The organism is Sphingomonas gei (assembly GCF_004792685.1).
Classification (GTDB): Bacteria; Pseudomonadota; Alphaproteobacteria; order Sphingomonadales; family Sphingomonadaceae; genus Sphingomonas; species Sphingomonas gei.
Map to the genome: position 1 here is coordinate 218,212 of NZ_SRXT01000001.1, position 23,751 is coordinate 241,962.

General features: G+C 66.8%; 23 protein-coding genes and 1 pseudogene. 8 read left to right on the top strand and 16 right to left on the bottom strand.

Annotation, left to right across the window (positions count from 1 at the left end; translation table 11 throughout):
- Positions 1–18 precede the first annotated feature (18 nt).
- The 3 genes from E5A73_RS00900 to E5A73_RS00910 form a co-directional block, all read right to left on the bottom strand.
- On the bottom strand, positions 19–3,213 hold the full coding sequence (locus tag E5A73_RS00900) for a helicase-related protein (protein WP_135961923.1): 3,195 nt from the start codon (positions 3,211–3,213) through the stop codon (positions 19–21).
- A 123-nt stretch (positions 3,214–3,336) separates the two neighbouring features.
- The gene (locus E5A73_RS00905) at positions 3,337–4,389 is read right to left on the bottom strand and encodes a catalase family peroxidase (protein ID WP_240699949.1); all 1,053 of its coding nucleotides are present in this window, start codon (positions 4,387–4,389) and stop codon (positions 3,337–3,339) included.
- An 82-nt stretch (positions 4,390–4,471) separates the two neighbouring features.
- A complete protein-coding gene (locus E5A73_RS00910) occupies positions 4,472–5,116 on the bottom strand; it encodes a response regulator (protein WP_135961924.1) in 645 nt (214 codons plus the stop codon).
- Between the two features lie 141 nt (positions 5,117–5,257).
- On the opposite strand from E5A73_RS00910, the gene E5A73_RS00915 reads away from it, so the two are divergent.
- From E5A73_RS00915 to E5A73_RS00920, 3 genes and pseudogenes are all read left to right on the top strand, one after another.
- The gene (locus E5A73_RS00915; RefSeq protein WP_135961925.1) at positions 5,258–5,617 is read left to right on the top strand and encodes a hypothetical protein; all 360 of its coding nucleotides are present in this window, start codon (positions 5,258–5,260) and stop codon (positions 5,615–5,617) included.
- Between the two features lie 189 nt (positions 5,618–5,806).
- A pseudogene (locus E5A73_RS21980) lies at positions 5,807–5,908 on the top strand (two-component regulator propeller domain-containing protein); the annotation flags it as partial.
- A 127-nt stretch (positions 5,909–6,035) separates the two neighbouring features.
- A complete protein-coding gene (locus E5A73_RS00920) occupies positions 6,036–8,759 on the top strand; it encodes a sensor histidine kinase (RefSeq protein WP_135961926.1) in 2,724 nt (907 codons plus the stop codon).
- A gap of 6 nt (positions 8,760–8,765) precedes the next feature.
- On the opposite strand, the gene E5A73_RS00925 is transcribed toward E5A73_RS00920, so the two are convergent.
- Both E5A73_RS00925 and E5A73_RS00930 read right to left on the bottom strand, forming a co-directional pair.
- Positions 8,766–9,731 (bottom strand): hypothetical protein, encoded by a 966-nt coding sequence (locus E5A73_RS00925; protein WP_206366349.1) that lies wholly within the window; start codon positions 9,729–9,731, stop codon positions 8,766–8,768.
- A gap of 274 nt (positions 9,732–10,005) precedes the next feature.
- The gene (locus E5A73_RS00930; protein WP_135961927.1) at positions 10,006–10,494 is read right to left on the bottom strand and encodes a group III truncated hemoglobin; all 489 of its coding nucleotides are present in this window, start codon (positions 10,492–10,494) and stop codon (positions 10,006–10,008) included.
- Positions 10,495–10,686: 192 nt separating this feature from the next.
- On the opposite strand from E5A73_RS00930, the gene E5A73_RS00935 reads away from it, so the two are divergent.
- The 5 genes from E5A73_RS00935 to E5A73_RS00955 all read left to right on the top strand — a co-directional run bounded on the left by E5A73_RS00935 (position 10,687) and on the right by E5A73_RS00955 (position 15,601).
- The gene (locus E5A73_RS00935) at positions 10,687–12,114 is read left to right on the top strand and encodes a cytochrome ubiquinol oxidase subunit I (RefSeq protein WP_135961928.1); all 1,428 of its coding nucleotides are present in this window, start codon (positions 10,687–10,689) and stop codon (positions 12,112–12,114) included.
- A 12-nt stretch (positions 12,115–12,126) separates the two neighbouring features.
- Positions 12,127–13,143: a cytochrome d ubiquinol oxidase subunit II gene (cydB, locus tag E5A73_RS00940; RefSeq protein WP_135961929.1), complete on the top strand. Its 1,017-nt coding sequence runs from the start codon at positions 12,127–12,129 to the stop codon at positions 13,141–13,143.
- Positions 13,143–13,262: a DUF2474 family protein gene (locus tag E5A73_RS00945; protein ID WP_135961930.1), complete on the top strand. Its 120-nt coding sequence runs from the start codon at positions 13,143–13,145 to the stop codon at positions 13,260–13,262. Before cydB ends, E5A73_RS00945 begins: the two co-directional genes overlap by 1 nt.
- 204 nt (positions 13,263–13,466) lie before the next feature.
- Entirely contained in the window at positions 13,467–14,963 is a 1,497-nt protein-coding gene (locus E5A73_RS00950; protein ID WP_135961931.1) for a PAS domain-containing sensor histidine kinase, read from the top strand.
- A gap of 11 nt (positions 14,964–14,974) precedes the next feature.
- On the top strand, positions 14,975–15,601 hold the full coding sequence (locus E5A73_RS00955) for a response regulator transcription factor (RefSeq protein WP_135961932.1): 627 nt from the start codon (positions 14,975–14,977) through the stop codon (positions 15,599–15,601).
- On the opposite strand, the gene E5A73_RS00960 is transcribed toward E5A73_RS00955, so the two are convergent.
- The 11 genes from E5A73_RS00960 to E5A73_RS01010 all read right to left on the bottom strand — a co-directional run bounded on the left by E5A73_RS00960 (position 15,598) and on the right by E5A73_RS01010 (position 23,623).
- Positions 15,598–16,332, bottom strand: a complete 735-nt coding sequence (locus tag E5A73_RS00960) for a sensor histidine kinase (protein ID WP_135961933.1) — start codon at positions 16,330–16,332, stop codon at positions 15,598–15,600. The two genes, E5A73_RS00955 and E5A73_RS00960, sit on opposite strands and share 4 nt — an antisense overlap.
- Positions 16,308–17,081 carry an SDR family oxidoreductase gene (locus E5A73_RS00965; RefSeq protein WP_135961934.1) on the bottom strand — a complete coding sequence of 258 codons (774 nt, stop codon included), beginning with the start codon at positions 17,079–17,081 and terminating at the stop codon, positions 16,308–16,310. The genes E5A73_RS00960 and E5A73_RS00965 overlap by 25 nt, the downstream gene beginning before the upstream one ends.
- Entirely contained in the window at positions 17,078–17,665 is a 588-nt protein-coding gene (locus E5A73_RS00970; RefSeq protein ID WP_135961935.1) for a glutathione S-transferase C-terminal domain-containing protein, read from the bottom strand. The genes E5A73_RS00965 and E5A73_RS00970 overlap by 4 nt, the downstream gene beginning before the upstream one ends.
- 24 nt (positions 17,666–17,689) lie before the next feature.
- On the bottom strand, positions 17,690–18,154 hold the full coding sequence (locus tag E5A73_RS00975; RefSeq protein WP_135961936.1) for a carboxymuconolactone decarboxylase family protein: 465 nt from the start codon (positions 18,152–18,154) through the stop codon (positions 17,690–17,692).
- A 22-nt stretch (positions 18,155–18,176) separates the two neighbouring features.
- A complete protein-coding gene (locus E5A73_RS00980) occupies positions 18,177–18,572 on the bottom strand; it encodes a hypothetical protein (RefSeq protein ID WP_240699950.1) in 396 nt (131 codons plus the stop codon).
- The gene (locus tag E5A73_RS00985) at positions 18,572–19,333 is read right to left on the bottom strand and encodes an SDR family oxidoreductase (RefSeq protein WP_135961937.1); all 762 of its coding nucleotides are present in this window, start codon (positions 19,331–19,333) and stop codon (positions 18,572–18,574) included. The genes E5A73_RS00980 and E5A73_RS00985 overlap by 1 nt, the downstream gene beginning before the upstream one ends.
- A 35-nt stretch (positions 19,334–19,368) precedes the next feature.
- A complete protein-coding gene (locus E5A73_RS00990) occupies positions 19,369–20,118 on the bottom strand; it encodes an SDR family oxidoreductase (protein WP_135961938.1) in 750 nt (249 codons plus the stop codon).
- Positions 20,119–20,304: 186 nt separating this feature from the next.
- Positions 20,305–21,990, bottom strand: a complete 1,686-nt coding sequence (locus E5A73_RS00995; RefSeq protein ID WP_240700007.1) for a sensor histidine kinase — start codon at positions 21,988–21,990, stop codon at positions 20,305–20,307.
- Positions 21,971–22,357, bottom strand: coding sequence for a response regulator transcription factor (locus E5A73_RS01000; RefSeq protein WP_240699951.1), 387 nt, complete (start codon positions 22,355–22,357; stop codon positions 21,971–21,973). The genes E5A73_RS00995 and E5A73_RS01000 overlap by 20 nt, the downstream gene beginning before the upstream one ends.
- Positions 22,358–22,439: 82 nt before the next feature.
- Positions 22,440–23,081, bottom strand: a complete 642-nt coding sequence (locus E5A73_RS01005; protein WP_135961939.1) for a response regulator transcription factor — start codon at positions 23,079–23,081, stop codon at positions 22,440–22,442.
- Positions 23,078–23,623: an RrF2 family transcriptional regulator gene (locus tag E5A73_RS01010; protein ID WP_135961940.1), complete on the bottom strand. Its 546-nt coding sequence runs from the start codon at positions 23,621–23,623 to the stop codon at positions 23,078–23,080. The genes E5A73_RS01005 and E5A73_RS01010 overlap by 4 nt, the downstream gene beginning before the upstream one ends.
- Between the last annotated feature and the right edge of the window lie 128 nt (positions 23,624–23,751).

The window sequence follows — 23,751 nt, forward strand, 5'->3', positions numbered from 1 at the left end:
GCGCGCGAAGGCTTGCGGTCATTCGGTTTCAAGCGCGTCCAGGACATCCTCGATCCGCTTCAATCGCTCCGCCGGGTCTTCGATCCGTTCGCTCAACAACAGCCGGTCGCCCTTGCGGGTCAGGCCCGCCTCGGGGTTTCCGACGAAATCGGCGCGCGGCGTAAAGGCGATGGCCGCAGGCCCTGCGTCGATGCGCGCAATCCTCGCGGCATGCGCACTCGCCCGCACTCGGGCGATCGACAACAGGATGGCGGCTTCCTCGGGTATCGCCCCGAACCGGTCTTCCAGTTCGGCATGGAGGGTATCGATTTCGCCGGCGCCTTCCGCGCGCGCCAGCCTGACATAGAAAGTGACGCGCAATTCGGGCTCGGGGATCCAGCTCTCCGGCAGCCTGCCTTCCATGCCGAGGTGGAGTTCGGGCCGCCAGCGCTCGACCGTTTCCCCCCGCGCCGTGCGAAGCGCGGCTTCCAGCAGATGCTGATAGAGGTCGACCCCGATCAGCTTCATATGGCCGGCTTGCGCCTCGCCGAGGAGATCGCCGGCGCCGCGCATGTCGAGATCCTGCGCGCTGATCGCGAAGCCGGCGCCCAGCCGATCGAAGGCTTCCAGCGTGCGGAGCCGCTTGAGAGTGCGCGGGGCGATTTCCTTGTCCGGCTCGGTCAGCAGGAGAACCTGTCCCCGCCGGCTTCCGCGGCCTACGCGCCCGCGCAGCTGATGCAGTTGGCTCAGTCCGAAGCGGTCGGCCCGCCAGATCACCATCGTGTTCGCACGCGGCACGTCGAGCCCGGCCTCGATGATGTTGGTCGCCAGCAGCACATCGCCTTCACCGCGACCGAAGCGCACCATCGCTTCGTCGATCTCCGCGGCCGGGAGCTTGCCATGCGCCTGAAGCACTTCGAGTTCGGGAACGAGCTTGGCCAGCAACTCGGCGAGCGCCGCCATGTCCTCGATCCGCGGCACCACGACGAAGCTCTGCCCGCCGCGACTGCGCTCGCGCAGCAGCGCGGCGCGAACGATTTCCTTGTCGAACGCACCAACCGCGGTACGGATCGGCTGGCGGCGCGCAGGCGGCGTCGCGATGACCGACAGCTGCTGGATGCCGACCAGCGCCGACTGGAGCGTCCGCGGGATCGGCGTCGCGCTGAGCGTCAGCACATGGCCCGCGCCGAGCTCGCGCAGCCGCGTCTTGTCGGCAGCGCCGAAACGCTGCTCCTCGTCGACGATGACCAGCGCGAGGTCCTGATATTCGACGCCCTTGCCCGCAACCGCGCCGGTGCCGACCACCACCTGGATCGAGCCGTCGGCAAGCCCGGCCTTTACCCGCTTCTTGTCGGCGGGGCTGGAAAGGCGAGACAAGCCGGCAACGGTGATGTCGGTGCCTTCGAACCGTTCGGTGAAGTTCTCGATATGCTGGCGTGCCAGCACCGTGGTAGGTGCGGCGACCGCGACCTGATGTCCGGAGAGCGCCGCCAGCGCCGCCGCGCGCAACGCCACTTCGGTCTTGCCGAAGCCCACGTCGCCGATGACCAGCCGGTCCATCGGCGATCCCGAGGCGAGATCGTCGCGGACGGCGTCGATCGCGCGTGCCTGGTCGCGCGTCTCGCCGAACGGGAAGCCGGCGACGAATTGCTCATAGGCTGCGATATCCGGCACGAGCTTGGGGGCGGTCCTTGCCGAACGCTCTTCCGCCAGGGCGATCATTCCCCGTGCGGTCTCGGCGATGGCGAGGTCGATCGCGCCGCGGCGTTTCTGCCAGGAGGATCCGTCCAGTTTGTCAAGCATCACTGCATCGGCATCGCTTCCGTAGCGCCATAGCCTGTCTGCCTCCGCCACCGCCACCAGGCGCATCCCGCCATCGGCATAGGTGATCGCGATGGCGTCGCCGGGATCGCCTTCGCCGTTCGCCGGCATGCGTTCCAATCCGGCGACGATACCGATGCCATGATCTTCGTGCACCACCACGTCACCGACGCGAATCTCGCCGAAACCGGACAGCGCGGTTTCCACCGCGCCGGCCTGCGCGTCGTCCCGCTCGGCACGGCTGCCGAGCAGATCGGCGGCGGCGATGGCGAGCACGCCCGCGCTTCGAAATCCACGATCGAGCGGCGCTTCCAGCAGGAGCAGACTGTCCGGCGTGGCCTGGCCGAGTTCGGCCCAGCCAGGGATATCGACCACCTCGCATTTCAATGCGCTCGCGATACGGCCGCGCAAGAACCGGAGATCGCGTGCGCCGCCGAGCAATATCACGCGGTCTCCGGCATTCATCGCCGCACGGGCAAGCTTGGCAAAGGCGCGGAGCGGCGCCTTTGCCTCGATGAAGCGCGGCGGCGGGGTATCCCCGCTCGCAAGCGTGATCTGGCGTCGGCCGGCGGTGGCTGCGCGCCACATCTCGCGATCCGCGACAGCCCGGATTGCCCGGTCCGGACGGCGCTTGCGAGCATCGGCAGCCAGCGCCAGGAAGCGCTCGCGGCGATCCTGCGCGGCGGTCTCCACCGCGAGCGCCGCCTCCGGCAAATGTTCGGCCAGCGTCACACCGGTTTCGCTCGGCACCGGCTCTGCTACTCGCCCGAGCTCCTGCGATTCGCACTCGCTTGTGGTGCGTTGGCTCGCCGGATCGTAGCTGCGGATCGAGACCACGCGGCCCTCCGACGCTTCGATCCGCAGCGGCTCGCCAGCGTCGGCCGGATAGACGTCGAGAACCTGGCCGCGCAATGCCACTTCACCCGGCTCGTCGACTCGCTCGTCGCTGACATAACCGGCGTCGAGCAGCTGCTCGAACAGGCGTTGTAGGTCGACATGCTTCTCGACCGCGACGTGCGGGAGTGCCGCCTCGAACGCTTCCGGTGCGGCGTAAGTCCGGCCCAGCGCCTCGCCGGTGGTGATGCAGGCGATCCTGGGGCGGTCGGGTTGGGCCTGCGCCAGTCGGATCCGCCGCAGCGCGGCGACGCGCTGTCCGACATTGGCGGGCGATGCCGGCGCTTCGTCCCCCGGCAGCGCATCGCTCCCGGGGCAAAAGACGACCTCTGCCGTCGGCACCATGGCAGCGAGCGTCCGCGAGACCGCAAGCGCCCGGACTTCATCGGTCGCCGCAAACAACAGGTCGCCGAGGATCAACCGGTCTGCCAGCTGCGCGGCGACTGCGCCGATCGAGAGCAGGGGTGGCGTCTTGAAGGACGCAAATGCACGCGAGACCGAGTCGTCGGATGCCGGCATATAGGGGAAGCCTTCCGGTTTGGGAGCGCACCCAACGAGCGGTCTCACACACCGTTCCGGCGGCAGGCATTTTGCAGGCGCTCATATCGGGATGCTGGCGCAGGTCGAGCCCCCGGTCGGGCGTCAGGGGCGCTCCTTGAAGGACACCGGATACGCTGCGTTCCGGATCGTCAGCATCGGGTCGGCTATCGCGATTCCCGGCGTGGTGGTGCCCGGCAGGAAGAGCAATGACCGATCGGCCAGTGGCGTGTTCGGGCCGAGGCGGTCGATCGTAATCGTGCCGAGCTTCACCAGGCGGCGCGTTTCGGGCCAGGCGATGGCAGGGTTGTCGATCGCGTCGCCGGTTTCGGAGATCTGCGCGAACCAGGTGAAGCGGATCGGCGCTTTCGCCACCCGCTGGGCGATCTCTTCGCCCAGATAATTGGGCCCACGCTGGGCCAGCTCGGCGTCGGTGAGATAATGCTCGCCCGCCTCGGGCACGAAGCGATAGCGCACAGGATGCGGGGCTCCGGCGGGGCGCGTGAACTGATAGGCGTTCACCCCGAAATAGGCGGTGGTCGCCCAGCTCGCGGGCGGGGGCGTCTGCGTCGTCAGGAATTGCTTGGCGAGCGGATGGGTGGCCAGAAAGCTATCGAGCGCGGTCGGCTTGGGAGCGCCGGGACCGCTGGCGCCGATCGCGCGGAGCAGCACGCCGAACTCCCAGGCAGTACTTACCGGAAAGCCGTTGAAGCTGTGGTTGACGAGATCGAGATTGCTGCCGTCGGGCAGCAGGAACTTGATTGCGAGACCGCGCGGCTGCGCGTTCTTCTCGGTATCCGGGATGTCGGGGATGCCGGTGAAATCGGAGAAGCGGACGATCACCGGCACGCGCGCGCGAAACAGCGTCGCGCTCGACAACGCCGCGCCGCCGGGGGCGGGGTCGAACCAGCCCTGGAGGATCGTCCCCTTGGTGTGTACCGCCCGCGCCTGGTGCGCGCCGAACGCTGCGTGCAGGTCCTGCACCAAATGGCCCGGCGTGCGCTGCGGCAGCTGCTCGGGATCGCTGACGGTTCTTCCCTCCTGCGGGGAAACCGACCGTACGCCCTCAGGAAGCGTGGATTGTTGCGCACAGGCGCTGGCCGCCCACAGGCAGGCGGCGAGGGCTGGAAAGCTCGACTTTGAGCGCAGATTTAGCATGGACGGTCTCCTCCGTGATCGGGGGGAGAATGGCAGCGCCCGACTCATCTGGGATCGCCGGTCCGGGGCGCGGGCCAGTCACTTAACCGGGTGAGGCCGAGCCGTTGAGGATACCGCGGCGCATCGCGGTGGTTACCGCCAGCGTGCGATCGGCGACTCCGAGTTTGGCGAAGACGTTCTTGAGGTGCGTCTTGATCGTGTCCTCGGCCAGGCCGAGTTCCCAGGCAATCTCCTTGTTGGCGAGCCCTTCCGCCACGAGCGCCAGGACCGAGCGTTCGCGCGGGCTTAGCGTCTCGTCGCCGGCGTGGAGCGCGATTTCCTGGGCGATGGCGGCGGGGACGTGCCGGCGACCGGCATGGATCGTCCGGATCGTGTCGAGCAGTTCGCGGCGAAGCGTGGTCTTGAGCAGGAAGCCTGCCGCCCCCGCACGAAGCGCCTCTGCCGCCTGCGCGTCTCCGTCATATGTGGTGAGCACCAGGATTCGCGCACGCGGATGTTGCTCGCGTATCGCGCGGATTGCGGCGACGCCGCCCATTCCGGGCATCTGCAGGTCCATCAGCGTCACGTCCGGACGCAGCGCGGCGAAACGCTGGACGGCATCGGCGCCGTCGCTCGCCTCTCCGACCAGCAGCATATCGGGCTGGCTCTCGAGCAAGGCGGCGACGCCGTCGCGCAGCATCGGATGGTCGTCTGCGATCATGATCCGGATCGGCTTCGTCGCAACCATTTCCTAATCCCATCCGATCGGCGCGAACGCGTTTGCGCGATAATGCGCGGTAAGGTCGGGCTGGTCCACACCCGAATGGGGTGAACGCGCGATGACCCGCACGGGGGTTTGAAACGGTCCCGTCCAGGGCAATGGATCGACATGGATTCCGACCCGTCGTCCTTTCCTGCCGGTTTTGCCGGTCAAGGACTGTTCCTGTTGCGGGGTGTCGTCGCACTGATCCTTCTTGTTTGCATCTCCAGCAGATCCAACGGGACGGTCGTGCACGGGCTTCTCATCGGCGCGTCGGCGCTGATCATGGCCGGCCTTTGCACCCGATGGTCGGCGCTGGCGGCGCTGGCGACGATAATCCTGATCGCGGATTGGCAAACGGGACGGTTGCTGATCGCGGCGCTGACACTCGCACTGGCTCTGACCGGCCCCGGCTCGCTTTCGCTGGACGCCCGGCTGTTCGGCCGGCGCAACATCAGGCTTCGTCCGCGCAATCAGGACGACGCATGATCGGGCGCGACCGCCTGGACCGAAATGGCGATGCTGAACGGCATGCTGGCTGATCGGTCGGCAGCAGTATATCGCCTGTCATGTCCGGAACTCGGGGGTAGGGGCGTGATGCAGCGGTACGTGCGGCTGGCGATGCTGGCGATATTGGCATGGGTCGCGCCGGCAGCCGCCCAACCGAACCTGCCGGTGATGCCCGGATATAAGCGCACCGCTTTCTCGGCCGAGGAGGGCGCCCCGAGCAGCGTAACGGCCGTCGCCCAGACCCCTGACGGATTCCTCTGGATAGGAACCGCGCAGGGGCTGTGGCGGTTCGACGGAGTCAGCTTCGAGCGGATGCCGACACTGGAGAAGGTCGGCGGTTCGGGGGTGCGCGTGCTGCTCGTCACCCGGCGTGGAGACCTGTGGATCGGCTACGGTTTTGCGGGACTGGCGCATAGTCGCGGCGGTCGGATCCTTCGCGCCTCTCCGGGAGCGGCGCCCCAAGGGGTGGACCGACAGCCTGTCGGAAGCGCCCGACGGCACGATCTGGTCGGTGAGTTCGGGTTCGCTGTTCCGCCATGCCGGCGGACGCTGGACCAAGCGCGACTATGGCGATCGCGGACGCGCGATACAGGCCTTCGCCGCGCGCGACGGCTCGATCTGGGCGTGCCTTCGCGGCGACAACCAAAGTCGCTTGGTCCGCGTCGACCCGGTCACCCTTGCGCCGACCGTGGTCGCCAATCTGGTCGACATATGCACACTGAGCCGCAATCCCGAGGGTGGCGTACTGGTCGCGGATCGAACGCAGATACGCCTGTTTGCGGCGGGGCGCCCGGCCCGGACGGTCGCGATACTCCCCGAGGGCATGCCCGATGCTGTGACGGGGGTGGGACGGAACGGCGACGCCTGGGTGATCAGCTATTCTCGCCGCATCTTCAGGTTCGCTCTGGGCCGCGCGGGCCTAGGCGGGGTGGGCGAGACGGCCGTTTTCGAAAGCGCGCCCGGCGCTGCGAACTATTCGTCCTGGCCCTTCGAGGACCGCGAAGGCAATTGGTGGGTGGGCACCGATCGCGGGATCGACCGCTTTCACCCGGTCGATGTGGTCCAGAACAGCGTCGTCGATCCGCGACTTGTCTCGCTGCTTCCTACCGAGACGAGCCCGTACCAAGTCTTTGCCGATGGGCGCAAAACCATATTCCTGCGCGTCGACCGGCGCTTTTTCCGGGTTGCGGCCGACGGCAAGGCCATACCATTGCCGACCACAAGCCTCGGCCCGAGGGACACCGCTTGTGCGGCGCGGGATGGGGGTTTGTGGGTCCGTACCGCGCGCGACACCGTCCGGCTGGTCGGCGGCGCGCACACGCGCAGCGTTCGAATACCACCGTCACCGCAGCCTCTCTCCGCAACGTCGCGGTGTTTCGAGGACCGCGACGGCCGGCTGTGGCTGGGCATGCCGTCGCACGGCCTGCTTCGCTACGACCTCGACGATCGAAACCCCCGGGCGATGGCGTTCGACGATCGTCCGAATGCCATTCCCTATATGCTGGCGCAGGGCCGCGATGGCGTGATCAGCTATATCGGCTACGGTCATACCGCGGCATTCGATGGCCGCAGGTTTCACACGCTGATCGACTATGCACACAACCCGTTCACCTTCGTCGGCGCGATCCTCCAGCGTCCCGACGGCCTGCTGATCGGGGGCGAGAGTGGCCTTGGCATGCTGCGCGCTGGCCGGATCCACATGATGGGTGCGGGCGAGAACGGCATCTTCGGCGACGTCTCGGGCCTGGTGCAGAATGCGGCGGGGGAGACCTGGCTGCTGTCGCAGGCCGGGCTGGTGCGGATGCCGACGCCGGCCTTGTCGGCACGGCTGGACGGCCGGCCGGGCACGCTGCCATCGCGCACCTTCGACCAGGAAGACGGGGTGATCGCCCGCAGCAGCGTCCGCGGCTTCACCGACCTTGTCGAAGCGGCCGACGGACGCCTGTGGTTCGCTGATCAGACCGGAATCTATTCGATTGATCCCCGACGTCTCCGGCGCAATTTGCTGCGACCGCCGGTCATGGTGCGCGCGGTCACGGCGGACGGTAAGCGCATCGCCCCTGCGGCATCGCTCCGCCTGGCCGCCGGCACCCGCAGCCTGCAGATCGACTTCACTGCAATGAGCCTGGGCATGCCCCGACGCGTGGCGTTCCGCTACAAGCTGACCGGTGTCGATGGCGACTGGGTCGACCCCGGCGCGCGGCGGCAGGCGATCTACACCGGGCTCGGTCCCGGCACCTATCGCTTCCAGGTGATCGCGAGCAACGACGATGGCGTCTGGAACCGGACCGGCGCGATCATGGAGATCGTGATCCCGCCGACCTTCGTCGAATCGGGCTGGTTCATCTTGCTGTGCGTGATCGCCGCGTTCTCCCTTGGCTGGCTGGCCTATTCGCTGCGCATCCGCCGCCTCAACCAGCGCTTCGACGCGCTGCTGCACGAACGGCTGGACGAACGCGAACGCATCGCGCGCGACCTGCACGACACGTTGCTCCAAGGGATGCAGGGCCTGTTGCTGCGTTTCCAAGCGGTCGCCAATCGGTTGCCACCGGATAGCGCGCTTCGCGGCTCCCTCGATCAGGCACTCGATCGCGCCGAGGCGGTGATCGTCGAGGGGCGCGACAAGGTTCGCGATCTGCGTAGCGAGACGGCTGGTCCGCCGCTCGAGCGGCGGATCGGCGACAGGATCGAGGCGCTAGCCCAGGAGGGTCCCCCACGGATCACGCTAACCGTCGAGGGGACGCCCCGGCCGCTGTCGCACCGCGCCGCGGAAGAGGCGTCGGCGATCGCCGAAGAGGCGCTGCGCAATGCCCAGCGCCACGCCGCGGCCGAGCATGTCGAGATCGTGGTTACCTATGGCCTCGCTGCGCTGAGCCTGGCGGTGCGCGACGACGGCCGCGGGATCGATCAGGAGAAAGCGGCGGCGAAACGGCGCGAGGGGCATTTCGGTCTGGTCGGGATGGACGAACGTGCCGCCCGCGCCGGCGGCACGCTGAACCTGTCGACTCGGCGGGGCAGGGGCACCGAGATTTTGCTGACCATCCCCGCATTGGCTGCTTATGGGCGGCAACGGGCCCTCAAGCCGTGGTTCTGGCGCAGGATGTTCCCGGCGCGGCGATGATCCTGCTCAGGCGATCGCCGGCGGGTCGCTGGCCGGGAAGCTCTCGTCCAGCGCTTCGTCCAACTCGCGGTCCAGACGCGCCTGGCGGCCTTCGATCGGGCGCCCGGCGAGCCACAATGCGAGATTACCGACATATTGTCGCACCGCCTGCTGTGCTTCGGGCGAATGGGCGAGCCCGTCGCCGGGGGCCTCGCTGACAAAGCTCGGACTGCCCTTCGCCGGATCCCAATTATAGTCGGCGAAATGGTGGAAGGTCGATTGCGCCAGCGCCGGGCCACCGTCCTCCGAAGGTTCGAAGGCGACCGCGATGTTGAAGCGATTGCCGCTCACCTTGCTGATTCCGGTCGCAATGACGCGGGCGGAAGGATCGTCGGCCGGTGCGCCGACCGCGCCTTCGTGCGGATGCGAAGGCAGGTAGCGGATCAACCCGTCGCGCGCCGCCGGGTCCTGGAGCAGCGGATGCGGTTCGCCGGCCACTGCGATCTTCTGGAAATCGCCGTTCGCGCCCGAATGGTAATTGGGCCACAGAATGTCGCTGGTCTCGCGGTCGTCGATGACGTGGCGCGCCGGATCGGGATCGAGATGCTTGCTGTGGAAGAAATGCGCGGCGCCGATGCCGCCCAGCGTGCAGACCGAGCTCCCCAGGTCCATGTGGTCGCGCGTGACCAGCAGGCCGCGGCCCTTCTTCCGGAAGCGGCCGATCGCGGCGCAATCCTCGCTGTCGAGACCGTCGCCGGTGTCGACGGCGAACAGCCACAATTCGTCATAGTCCGACTCGTCGATCGTCGACAATATCGGGTCGGGCGCGCCCGGCGCGGTCCGGTTCCGCGCGGTGACCTCGCACAACGGGTCACCATCCGCGCCGCGGAGGCCGGCGAGATGGTCGCGCAGCATCGAAAAGCGCCCGATGTGCCAGTCGTCGGCGATCGGCGGGATTGTCGTCTGTAACAGGATGCGGATCGGGTCGGCCATCGGTTCCTCCAAAGCGCGCCCGCAATAGCGCGGTGATGCAGGGCCGGACAAGTTGGACGCTCGACTGCCATTTCGTCGGCCGCAGGGTGAAATCGGAAAAACCCCTGCGTTCATCATCCCTGTCGCGTCCGATTAACACGGCTCCGCAACGGGGATGTGGCAGCGCGGCACGCTGCCCGCCACCTACGCCAAGGTATACGCTGCCAGCGCCGTTCGGCTGCTCCGTCGTCAGCTGCCGGTCCGTGCGTGTGCTCCTTTGAGACCCGCGACAGGTCTAGGAACCAGACGCCGGCGTTTCGGAGAATGCCTCCTCCGGGGCGATGCCCAGCCGTCTGTCGCGGTGGACCGCGATGCCGTTGAGCAGGCTGTTGGCGATCATCCGGGCGCGCGCGTGCACATGTTCGCGCGCCTGGTCCGATCCCAGCTCGTGCAGGGTGGCGTCGAACAGGTCGAGCCAGCGCGCGAACATCGCGCGATCCAGCGTGTCGATCGCCAGATGCTTGATCATCGGGTTGCCGAGATATTCGCCGCTGCTGAACAGGATCGAACGCCAGAAGCGCTTCATCTGGTCGAGATGCGGGCCCCAGTCGGAAATCCGTGCGGCGAAGATCGGGCCGATCAGGTCGTCGCCGCGAATGCGCGCGTAGAAACGGTCGACCAGCTCCGCCACGAAGCGTTCGTCGATCCCCATCGCCAGCGCGTCGCGGCGCTTCGCTTCTCGCGCCGCATGGGCATGCGGCGATGCGGTTCCGGTCTTCTCCACGATGCAACTCCCTTGGTGTCGGTGCGCAGATAGCGCTCGCGAAGCCACATGACACGGCCAGCCGAGCCTCGACCAAGGTTTAGGGTATCCCATCCTTACGGCCGGTCCGCTGGGACACTTTGTCAGAGTGTCGCGGATGCTTCGCCGCGCTAGCTTGCGGCAATCGGGCATTTGCCCCGGCTAGGAGCCCATATGCTGGAAAGCGTCGATGCCGTGCTCCTCGCCCGGCTGCAATTCGCCTTCACCATCACCGTCCATTTCCTGTTCCCGGGCTTCACGATCGGGCTGGCGAGCTATCTCGCGGTGCTCAACGGGCTGTGGCTGCGCACGCGTCAGGCAGTCTATCTCGACCTGTTCAACTATTGGGTGAAGATCTTCGCGATCGCCTTCGCGATGGGGGTCGTCTCGGGGATCGTGATGTCCTACCAGATCGGCACCAACTGGTCGGTGTTCGCCGACAAGGCCGGGCCGGTGATCGGCCCTCCAATGGCCTATGAAGTGCTGTCGGCGTTTTTCCTCGAGGCAGGGTTCCTCGGGATCATGCTGTTCGGCCGCGAACGAGTGGGGCGGCGGCTGCACATGTTCGCCTGCGCCGCGGTGGCGGTCGGCACCTGCGCCTCGGCATTCTGGATCCTGTCGGTCAACAGCTGGATGCAGACCCCCACGGGGTACGCGATCGATCCTGCGACCGGCCAGTTCGTGCCGGTGAGCTTCTGGCTGACGGTGTTCAACCCGTCCTTCCCGTACCGGCTCTGCCACACGGTCGCGGCTGCCTATCTCGGCACCGCGTTCGTGATCGGCGGCGTCGGCGCGTGGCACCTGCTCGGGCGCGACACGACCGACAAGGCCGGCGCCAGGAAAATGTTCTCGATGGCGATGTGGATGGCGACGATCGTCGTGCCGATCCAGATCTTCATCGGCGACCAGCACGGGCTCAACACGCTCGAGCACCAGCCCGTCAAGATCATGGCGATGGAGGGCCATTATGAGAGCCATCCGGAGGGAGCGCCGCTCTATCTGTTCGGCATCCCCAACGATCGCACGCAGCGGCTCGATTATGCCGTGGCGATCCCCAAGCTCGGGAGCCTGATCCTCAAGCACGAGTTCGACGCACCCGTCGCCGGGCTCGACACGATTCCCGACGCGGACCAGCCGCCCGTCGCCATCGTCTTCTGGTCGTTCCGCGTCATGGTCGGGCTCGGCACGCTGATGCTGCTGCTCGGGCTGTGGAGCCTGTGGGAGCGGCGCCGGCACCGGCTGTACGACAATCGCTTCCTGCTCTGGGCCGCGGTTGCGATGAGCCCGTCCGGGCTCGTCGCGATCGTCGCCGGCTGGATCACCACCGAAGTCGGCCGCCAGCCTTATACGATCTACGGCCTGCTGCGCACCGCCAGGAGCGCGGCGCCGCTCGACGCCGGCACCGTGGGCGCCACGCTCGTCGCCTTCGTCATCGTCTATTTCGCGGTGTTCGGCGCGGGGCTCGTCTACATGCTGCGGCTGATGGCGCGGGCGCCGCTGCCGAGCGAGCCGGCGCTGGACGAGATCGCCACCGGCCCGCTCCATGCCGCGGGCATCACCCCGGCGGCGGCGATCGACCCGAACGTCATCCCGCATGCCTGAGGAAACCCTTCGATGATCGCGCACAGCGCCGACCTCACGCTGATCTGGGCCGGAGTCATCGCCTTTGCGGTCGCCGCTTATGTGGTGCTCGACGGTTTCGACCTAGGCCTTGGCATCCTGTTCCCGTTCTTCCCCGAAAAGCACGACCGCGATGTCGTGATGAACACCGTCGCGCCGGTGTGGGACGGCAACGAGACCTGGCTGGTGCTCGGCGGCGGCGGACTGTTCGCTGCCTTCCCGATGGCCTTCGCGATCCTGATGCCGGCGCTGTATTTGCCGGTGTTCGCGATGCTGCTCGCGTTGGTGTTCCGCGGCGTCGCGTTCGAATTTCGCTGGCGCTCGCGTCGCCGGGCGCATTGGTGGGACGCGTCGTTCATCCTTGGATCGATCATCGCAGCGTTCTTCCAGGGCGTGATCCTCGGCGCGATCCTGCAGGGCGTCGCGGTCGACGGCCGCGGCTATGGCGGCGGGGCGTTCGACTGGTGCACCGGCTTCTCGATCCTGACCGGCATCGCGCTGGTGATCGGCTATGGTCTGCTCGGCGCCACCTGGCTGGTGATGAAGACCGGCGGCGCGTTGCAGGCGCATGCCCGGCGGCTGGCCCGCCCTTTCGCCATCGCGACCCTTTTCTTCATCGTCGCGCTGAGCGCTGCGACACCTGCCCTGGAGCCCGGCTATTATCAGCGCTGGCTCTCGATGCCGAACCTGATCTTCACCGCGCCGGTGCCGATCGCCGTCGCCGCGGTCGTGCTGCTGCTGTTCCGCTCGCTCGCGCGCGGCCGGGACGAGGTTCGTCCGTTCCTGCTCGCGCTCGCATTGTTCGGCCTGTGCTTTCTCGGGCTCGGGATCAGCATCTTCCCTTATGTCGTGCCCGTCCGCGTGACGATCTGGGAGGCCGCCGCTCCCGCGATCAGTCAGGCGTTCATGCTGGCCGGTACGGTCGTGCTGGTGCCGCTGATCCTCGCTTATACCGGTTATGCCTATTGGGTGTTTCGCGGCAAGGTCGAGCCTGGGCAGGGCTATCATTGATGCGCCGCTCCGTTGCGCGCCTGGGCGCCAGGCTGGGCTGGTTCGTCGGGATCTGGCTAGCCAGCGTGCTGGCGCTCGCGGCAGTCGGCGGGATCATCCGCGCAATACTCGCGCCCTGACGCGTAACCCGGATACCCATCCTGAGAAGTACGTCGCTTTCATCCCCTGAATGGGGGATCGAAGACTAGCGGGTTCCGGTCTTCAGCGCGGCGCCGAGGCTGCGATGATGCTCATGCTGAAGTCTTCATCGGAGTAGCATCGTGACCCCAGTATATTGTCGTCACCGCGCCACCTGGCCGCGGGCTGGCCGATAGCGGCGGACCATGCTGGAGGGGCAACCAAGCACGCGCACATTTTTCGAATATCTGCCGGCCTTCGCCTGGCGGACCGATGCGGTCGGCAATTTCCTCCATCTCGATCCACGCTTCCTCGAATGGCAGGGCGCCCGGATCGAGGATCACAAGGTCAACGCCGACGGTAGCTTCAACTATGTCGACGCGGTGCATCCCGATGATGCGGCCGCCGCGCTCGGCGGATGGGCGGAGAGCTTGGACACCGGCACGCCCTATCGCTCGCAGCACCGGATGCGCGGCGCGGACAATACCTATCGCTGGTGCCAGTGCGACGGCATGCCGGTTCGCGATGCCAGCGGTGCGATCACCGACTGGTATGGCACGATCATCGACGTCGACGAATTCAAGCGCACCGAAACGAGCCTGCGCGACCGCGAGCACGAACTGGTCCGGCTCGCGGATACTGTGCCGGTGCTGATCTGGAGCACCACCGCGACCGGCGAGCCGATCTTCATCAATCGCCGGCTGTGCGAATGGGCGGGGATCGAGCTGACCGACCTCGACGACCCCGATCGCTCAAAGCTGGCGGCGGCGGTGGCGCGATCGGTGCATCCCGAGCATGCGGCGTCGGTCGGCAACGCGTTGCGCCACTCGTTCGAGACCGGCGCGGCATTCGCAATGCGCTATCGCCATCGCTGCGCCGATGGCGGCTATCGCTGGGTCGAGGGCAAGGCAGAACCGCTCCGTGACGACGCCGGCCGGATCGTGCGCTGGTACGGAGTGTCTCGCGACATAGAGGACGAGATCGGCGATCGCGAGGCGCTGCGCAAGGCGAGCCTTCGGCTGGCCCGCGCGACTCAGGCGGCAAGCCTGTCGGCGCTTTCGGCGTCGATTGCGCACGAAGTGAACCAGCCGCTCGCGGCGGTCGTCACCAACGCCCAAGCGTGCCAGCGCTGGCTCGCGGCGGATCCCCCGAACCTCGATCGCGCGCGCCAGACCATCGCCCGCATCGTTCGCGATGCCTTTGCCGGCGCGCAGGTGCTCGATCGGATCCGTGCGCTGTTCCATGACACCGACCCGCAGCGCCTGCCGACGCAGATCAACCACGTCGTGACCGAAGCGCATGCGCTCCTGGGCGACGAGATGCGCGCGCACGGCATCGAAGTGTCGCTATCGCTGGATTCTGGCTTGCCGCCGCTTCCGCTCGATCGCGTCCAGGTCCAGCAATTGTTGGTCAATCTCATGCGCAACGGCGCCGAGGCGATGGCGGAAAGTGCGATCCGGCGGCTCGAACTGGGGACGAGCCGTATCGATGGCCATGCGCGGCTCGAGGTGCGTGACTTCGGCACCGGGCTCGACGATCCCGACGCGGCGTTCGAACCCTTCGTCACCAGCAAACCCCGGGGCATGGGCATGGGGTTGGCGATCTGCCGCTCGATCGCCCGCGCCCATGGCGGCGAGCTGGAGGCGCAAATCGCCGCGCCGGTGGGTACCCGGATGATCTTTTCGCTCCCGCTCCCAGGCTAAAGGAAGTCGCCATGCCCCATCAGGAGCAACCGCTCGTCCTGATCGTCGACGACGATAAAGCGGTGCGCGACGCACTTCACGAACTGCTCGAGTCGGTGGGGATCGATGCGGTGCGCTATGCGTCGCCACGCGACCTGTTGGCGGCGGATCGCGAGGATCGGCCGGGGTGTCTCATCCTCGACGTCCGCATGCCCGGTGGCAGTGGGCTCGACCTCCAGCATCGGCTGGTCTCTGCGCGCGACGCCAAGCCGATCATTTTCCTCACCGGGCATGGCGACATTCCGATGTCGGTCGAGGCGATGAAGGCCGGCGCCGTCGATTTCCTCACCAAGCCGGTCCGCGACCAGACTTTGCTTGACGCCGTATCGACCGGGATCGCGCGCGACCGCGCCCGCCGCGCGGAAAGGCGGGTTACCGATCAGCTGCTCGATCGCCATGCGTCGCTCACGCCCCGCGAGCGCGAAGTGCTCCGCCACGTCGCACGGGGAAGGCTCAACAAGCAGGTCGCCTACGACCTCGCGATCAGCGAAGTCACCGTGAAGCTTCATCGCGGCAACGTGATGCGCAAGATGGACGCCGCGACGATCGGCGAACTGATCCGCGCGTGGGAGATGATCGCGCCGCATTTGCCGGCCTAGGCCGCGTCGGACTCCCGTACCACGGGTATCGGCAGGTGCAGCGTCACCGTGGTACCCTGTTCCGGCTGGCTCGCGATGGTCGCGCTGCCGGACAGCTCGCGCGCGAACTGCCGCACCATCGGCAGGCCCAGACCGGTGCCGCGGCCCTCGGGCTTGGTCGTGAACATCGGCTCGAACGCCGCGGCGGCAACCGCCGGCGTCATCCCCGTCCCGGTGTCGGACACTGCGATCACCAGATGCGCCGGCTCGGCGCTTGCGGAAACGGTAAGCCGGCCGCCCTCGGGCATCGCGTCGCGCGCATTGAGCACCAGGTTCAGGATCGCGTTCTCGAACTTGTGCCGGTTGCAGATGAGCGTCGGCAGCACGGCATCGAGCTGCAGCGTCAGCCCGACCGGATGCGGGCAGAGCCAGCGCAGCAGCCGCTCCATTCCCGCCAGCGCCAGCGCGACGTCGATCGGCTCGGCAGTCGCTGCATCCTCGCGCACGAAACCGAGGATCTGACGCACCGTGCCGCCCGCCCGGTCGAGCGAATCGATCGCGGCGGCGACTACCGGCTGGAGCGCGGCGCTGCCGCGAACCTCGGGGTGGCGCTCGACGATGTTGACTGCGCTGGCGAGCACCTGGATCATGTTGCCCAGATCATGGACGATCCCTGCGGTCATCAGGCCGAGCGCTTCGAGGCGCAGCAGATCGCGGACGCCCTCGGTCACCGGGTGCGGGCCGCGGCCCATTCAGGCTGCAGCTCCTCGCGCAACCAATCCTCGAACCTCGAGGAGGCGAGATAGGCGTCCGGACCCGGCAGCAGCGACCGCTCCTGAAGCTCCGCGCCGAAATAGCGGGCATGGACATCGGCCACGACGCGGCGATTGTCCTCCAGGGCGGTGGCGATCTCGGCCGCGACCCAATCGAGATGGAATTGCTCGGGCCCGGCGATCTCGATCCTGCCGTTTCGCGGATCGCCGAACGTCGCGTCCGCCAGCGCATCGGCGACGTCCTCGCCGGCGATCGGCTGGACCAAGGCTGGCGAGATAGGGATGTCGCGCGTGGTGCCGTCTTGCACCACATCACGAATGAACTCGAAGAACTGAGTCGAGCGGACGATGGTGTACGGGATCCCCGACGCTTCGATCATCGCTTCCTGCAGCTGCTTGGCGCGGAAATAGTCGATGGCGGCGAGCCGATCCGAGCCGACGATCGACAGCGCGATATGGTGCCGCACGCCCGCCGCGCGTCCCGCCGCCATCAGGTTGCGGCCCGATGCCTCGAAGAATCGCAACGGCGCCTCGCCGGTGAGCGTCGGCGAATTGGAGACATCGACGACGATATCCGTATCCTCCAGCACCTGAGCGAGCCCGGCACCGCTAACCGTATCGACGCCGTCCCTTCGCGAAGCCTCGAAGACCCGGCAGTCTTCCTGCCGGAGGTTCGCGACCAGCTTGGTGCCGATGCGGCCGCTGCCGCCGATGACGACGATCTTCATGACGCGAGCCCTTCTTCGGCGAGCGCCCGGCGCACCGTCTCGCGCTCGGCGACGCGGTCGAAATAGCCGGCCAGTTCGATCGGGATGCGGACTCCGAACGCCCGGGCCCAGCGCAGCATCACGAACAGATAGGCGTCGGCGACGGTGAAGTGCGCGCCGAACAGATAGAGTTCGCTGACATCGTCGACGAGATAGTCCAGTCGCCGGGCCACTGCCTCGATCGCCGCGGCCTTTTCCTCGGCGTTCGCCTCGTGCCACAGCGGCTTGAACGCGACATGCAGCTCGGTCGACAGCCAGGACAGCATCTCGATCAGCCGGGTGCGGCCGAGCGGGCCGCCCGCGCCGAGCCTGGGTTCGCGATCGGCGATGAATTCGAGCACGGCGGTGTTCTCGGTTACCGCGCTGCCGTCGTCGAGGACGAGCATAGGCACGTAACCCTTGGGGTTGATCGCAGTATAGTCATAGCCGTGCTCGGTGAGCTTGGTTGCGATGTCGACCCGCTCGAATGCGGCGTTGAACCCGGCCTCGTGGAGCGAAATGCGAACCGACAGGCTGCATGCGCCAGGTGCGTAATAGAGTTTCATCATATCTACCTTCGAAAGGGGTGCTCAAGCTGCCGCAGCCGACTGCGTTTCCATCGGGTGGACCGCACGAAGGCCGATCTGCGCGCGGTTCCACAGGTTGATCGCGCCGATCACCAGCGTCAGATGGGCGATCTCGGACTCGTCGAACTGGCTCTTCAACTGCGCATAGTCCGCGTCGGAAGCATGCGTCTTGGTGATGCGGGTGAGCGATTCGGTCCAGTTGAGCGCGGCGCGCTCGCGATCGGTGAATGCCGGCGAATCGCGCCAGCCGTCCAGCAGGTGGATGCGCATGTGACTCTCGCCGTTTTTCACGGCCTCGTTGACGTGCATGTGGATGCAAAAGGCGCAGCCGTTGATCTGCGACGCGCGCAGCCGAACCAATGCGAGCAGGCTGTGCTCAAGCCCGCTTTTCTGGATCGCCGCTTCGACGGCCAGCATCGCCTTGGTGGCTTCGGGGGCGGCCTGGAAGATGTTCAAACGAGGGGTCATGATATTCTCCTAGAGATGAGGTTCAGCGGCGGTCACGGATCGCCCAGAGAGTCAGTGCGACGCCGATCAATGCCGGTAGCGTGACTGCCGGAAAGTCGCGGAGGAGCGCCGGGCTGCCGCAGATGCCGACGGCGACTTCCCAGAAGTGGAACAGCGCATGGCAGCACAGCCACAGCGACGCAGCGCTCCACAGCACCACCCGGAATTCGGGCCGCGCGGCGCCGATGAGAAAGGCGGCACCGAGGAACAGGAAGATGATCCCGATGTCGCGGATGAAATGCTGGTTGAACGGCCCCGTCGTCGTGACGCCGGGCACTGCAAAGTACCAGCCGGTCGGCGACACCAGCATGAATCCGCCGTTCGCCAAGGCGCCGAGCCCGAGGATCACGGCGACCGCGATGCAGAATTGCCTGAGCATCACTTCTTGGCCGGCGGGGGCACGTTGGCGATCCACCAGTCGAAGCTGGTCGCGCCGAGGCGTGCGTCCGGACCGGGCATCAGCGCGCCGTCGTCGAGGCTGACACCAAAATAGAGCGCGTCGGGATCGAAGACGATGTGGCGCGGATCCTCGTCATGTTCGAGCACGCGGGCAACGATCGCATCCATTCGGAAGGCTTCCGGACCCGCCACTTCGATCGTGCCGTTCGCCGGCGCCGCGAGCGCGGCATCGGCGACCGCGGCCGCAACGTCGCGCGCCGCCATCGGCTGGAACAATGCGTCGGGCAGACGGACCGTGTCGCCCTCGGTCGCCGACGCGGCGATACCGCGGAGGAACTCGAAGAACTGGGTTGCGTGGATCAGCGTGTACGGGATCGGCGAGCGCCGGATCTGGTCTTCCTGCGCCAACTTGGCGCGGAAATAGCCGCTGTCCTGCAGCCGCTCGGTGCCGACCACCGAAAGCGCGACATGATGGCCCACGCCAGCCTCGATCTCGGCGGCGGTGATATTGCCGCCGGCGGTCTGGAAGAATTCCATCGCGGCCCGCTCTTCGAACGACGGCGAATTGGAGGCGTCGATGACGACCTGCGCGCCGGCCATGGCGTGGGCGAGCCCCTCGCCGGTAATCGTGTCGACGCCGGTGTTCGGCGCCGCGGCGATCGCCTCGTGTCCCTTTTGCTCCAGCAGCTCGACCAGCTGTGAACCGATCAGGCCGGTGCCGCCTATGACGAGAATCTTCATGCTATTTCCTTTCAGATTGAATGTGCGGGCGCGGATCATGCGGGGGTCAGGGACTGGTGCAGCCAGTCCTCGAAGTCGGTTGCGCCGATCTGCGGATACATGCCGCCGGCCAGCGGCTCGCTGACCGGCCCGCCGAAAAACGGTGCGGCATCATCGACGATGACCGGGCGCAGGTCGTCGTTGGCGGTCAGGATCTGTCCGGCGAGCGACGACAAAGCGTAGGTGTCCGGCCCGGCGATCTCGACGACTGCGTTTTCGGGAGCGCCGAGCGCGACGCGTGCCAATGCCCGCGCCGCGTCGTCCGCCGCGATCGGCCGAAGCCGAACCGGCGGCAAGCGCACGGCGGGGCGATCGCTCTGCGCGCCGACGATGTCGTAGATATACTCGAACAGCGGCGCCGAGCGGATGATCGTGAACGGGATGTTCGACGCGACGACCAAATCTTCCTGCGCGTTCTTGGCAAGGAAATAGCCGTTGGTGATGCGATCGCTGCCGATCGCCGAGAAAGTGACATGGTGCGTGACGCCGGCACGGTGCTCGGCGGCGAGGAGGTTTGCGCCCGATGCCTCGAAGAATCGCAGCATCTCCCCTGGATCGGCATAACCGGGATTCGACAAATCGACGACAACCTCCGCGCCGTCCAGCGCCTGCGCGAGTCCGGCGCCGGCGACGATATCGACTCCGGTCGAGCGCGCGGCGACCACGACATCGTGCCCCTCCAGCGCTAATTCGCGGACCAGCCGCGAACCGATCAGGCCGGTGCCGCCCACAACCACGATCTTCATGCCATCACCTCTTTGCTGCCGGCTCGGGGAACGAGGAGGAAGATTGCGCAATCGGCCGTGCCGTCCCACTGTGCGGACGGATGCCCAGGCTCGCCGAAGGTCGTGCGGACCTCACCTTTAGGGCAGGTTGATCCGTCCGATTCCGGCTGTTTCAGCGGTTCTCGAAAGCTCCGCCTGGCATCGCGGTCAGCGTGCCGGGACTATCGGCAGTGCAGCGCTGCGCGCCACGGGAAGCGACACCCGGAATGCCGCGCCGCCGGTCGCTCGATTCGCGGCGGTGATCGCGCCGCCATGCCCGGCGATGATTGACTGGCAGATCGCAAGTCCGACGCCGATGCCATCGTCCTTGGTGGTGAAGAAGCTGCCGAAGATCCGGTCCAGGTTTTCGGGATCGATGCCGGGCCCGTCGTCGCGGATGGTGACGACCACGGCATCCGCATCGATCGCAGTGGCAATTTCGATACTGCCGTGCGACGCTGCGCCGTGCGCCAGCGCCTGCACGGCGTTGAGCAGCAGGTTTACGATAACCTGCTGTAGCTGCACTCGGTCGCCTAGCACGCGCGGTAAATGTTCCTCGGTTACGACCGACAAGCCGATCGAGCTGGTCTCGATCTCATGACGGACGAACAGCAGCGCCTCTTCGACGATCGCCCCCAGATCGAGCAGCACCCGCTCGGGCGCGCCCTGCGACGCCATTCCCCGAATACGCTGGACGATCTCGCTCGCCACCCGTGCGCTTTCGACGACGCGCACAGTGAGCTGTTCGACCTTGGCGAGGTTGGGCTCCGGGCGGGCGAGCCAGCGCAGGCTGGTCTCGGCATTGGTCACGATCGCGGCGAGCGGCTGGTTGACTTCATGCGCGATCGAGGTGGCGAGTTCGCCGAGCATCGAGATCCGCGCCGCGCGGCTGTACTCGCCCTGAAGCTGGCGCAGCTGCGTCTCGGTGCGGACACGATCGGTGACATCCTCAAGGCTGATCAGCGTGACATCGAGCCGCTCCGGAGGGGTCGGATAGGTCACCGTCAGCTCGACGTCGCGGAGACGTCCATCGAAGGTCTGCAGCCGGGTGCGTTCGGCGTGGCTGCGTCGGCCCTTAAAATGCGCGGCGATTACGCGTCTCGCGGTCTCGGGCGACGCGGAAAAGAGGAATCCGATTGGGCCGATGCACTGGGTCGAGCAGTCCGCGCCGAGCAGCTGTATCGCGTTGCGATTGACGTCGGTGATTTGGACCACCCGGCTCGCATGGGCGACCAGTTCGGGCGTTTCGGCCAGATATCGGGCGATGTCGGTGACGCCTTCGAGTCGGATATTGTCGAAGATCGCGGTTATCGGGGTCGAATCGACCTGCAGCAGCGCGATCGGCAGATGATGAATCAAGTTGCGATAGCGCTCCTCGCTCGCGCGCACGCCCCACAGCGAACGCTGGTCGACCGGCGTCCCGGAGAGCGCGACGAAGACGATGTCGTGCGCTACCGCAGATACGCTGAGCGCCGGGTCGACGAACGCCAACGAAGTGATCGTGCGTGTCTTCGCATCGCGGGATATGGAGTCGGTCACCGCCGCTACGATCAATTCCGCCAGCGGCGCATGCCCCTCGCGTGGCCAATAGCTTATTGCCCGCGCGCCGATCATGCCCTTTCGGCCCGCATAGGAGCCGACCAGATGCACCGTGTTCTGGTTGACGTCGACGATGCGGGCGCCCGCCAGCAGCATGTCGACCCAATTGGCCGGGGCAGTCCCCGCGGCGACTGATTTGATAAGGCTGCGGACGTCCGCGATATCGAGCCACCATCTGGCGACGGCATCGTCGCCCTCGGCCGCCTCTGCTTTCGAGCGAGGCGCGGCCGTCACGTCATCGTCCAGAGCGGCCACCCTGGCCAAGCGCCCTCCGCAACGCATCCAGCAACGCCTGGTCGGCGACGGGCTTGGTGAACCACGCCGTCGCGCCGCCGCGCATCGCCTGGGCGCGCGTGCTGTCGGCGACCGAGGAGGTGATGAAGATCACCGGGACCGACGATCCCTGCGCGCGCAGTCGCGCCTGGAGCTCCAACCCGTCGATCTCGGGCATCCGTACGTCGGTGACGATGCAATCCACCTCTCCGACATCCGCTTGTGCGAGGAAAGCGGCGGCGCCGTCGAACGGGCGCGCCAACAGGCCTTCCACCAGCAGGAGGTCGCAAAGCGCCTCGCGTACGGCTCCGTCATCATCCACGATCGCGATCACGGGCGGCTTGGACAATCACACGGTCCTTGTTGAAGCGGCCGGATTGGCCATCGCCGCATGTCGCCGAGGAGCGAGGGGTTCGTAACCACACCATGGTCTAGGTCGCAGCTTCGCGGCGTTCCGCAGGGAGGATTTCCCAGGCGCGGATCAACTCGCCGACCGACCCCGCCTCCATCTTCCGCATCACGTTGCTGCGGTGCAGTTTCACCGTCACTTCGCTGATGCCGAGCTCGAAGGCGATCTGCTTGTTGAGGCGGCCGAGCGCCACCAACTGCAGCACCTGGCGTTCGCGCGCGGTCAGCGTCGCATGCCGATCGGTGTGCCGCTTGATCAGCGACGCATCGACGCGCCGGGCGATATCCTGCTCGATCCCGGTGGCCACTGCGTCGAGTAGCGCCTGGTCGCGGAACGGCTTGGTGAGGAAATCGATCGCGCCGGCCTTCATCGCCTGCACGGTCATCGGAATGTCGCCATGCCCGGACAGGAAGACGATCGGCTTCGCGTTGCCGCGCGCGGCGAGGTGCTGCTGCAGGTCGAGGCCGCTGGATCCCGGCATTCGGATATCGACCACCAGGCAGCCGGGCCGCTCGGGCAAAGGCGCTTCGAGCAATTCGCGCGTCGAGCCGAACCCGACGGCATCGATGCCGACCGAAAGCATCAATTCCTCGACCGAATCGCGAACCGCTGCGTCGTCGTCCACGACGAGGACCAACGGGCGTTCGAGAGTGGCCACGGTCATGACGGTACCTCCTGTTGCAACGGCCGCTGCACCTTTCCGGTGCGGCCGCGGAAGCGGGTATCGAGCCAGCCCTGGACATCGCGGGCGAATTCGGGGGGGGCCTTGCGGTCGACTGCTTTAGCGATATCGCGCAGCGTCGTCCCCGCCAGCACGTCGCGCATCGCCTTTTCCGCCTGGAGCATCACGGCGTGCACTGCGCAGACCCCGGTCGACGCCCAGCCGGGCGGCGTATCGCCGAATACCGCGCACTTGCCGCGGATCTCCTGGCAATCGAACAAGGGTTTTCGCCCTTCGATCGCATCTATGACCTCAAGGAAGCTGATCTCTTCGGCCCGCCGGGCAAGCAGATAGCCGCCGCGAACCCCTTCGGAAGCTCGGACGATTCCGGCCTTTTCGAGCCTGGGAAATATCTTGGCGAGGAAGCTGGGCGATATCCCCTGCAATTCGGCGAGATCGCGCGAACTCAGCGGCCTGCCGTCCGAGTCCACCAGCCAGAGCAGGCAATGGATGCCGTATTCAACGCTCGCGGTAATGTACGCCATAACGCGGACTATATCAGTCTGCGTTATGCGAGGCAACTCCCGGAGCCTCGACGTTGGTCTAGGCCCGGCGACCCTGTTGGCGTGTCCACGCTCGCACCTCGTCCGATTGCGCGGTCCCGCGCACGCCC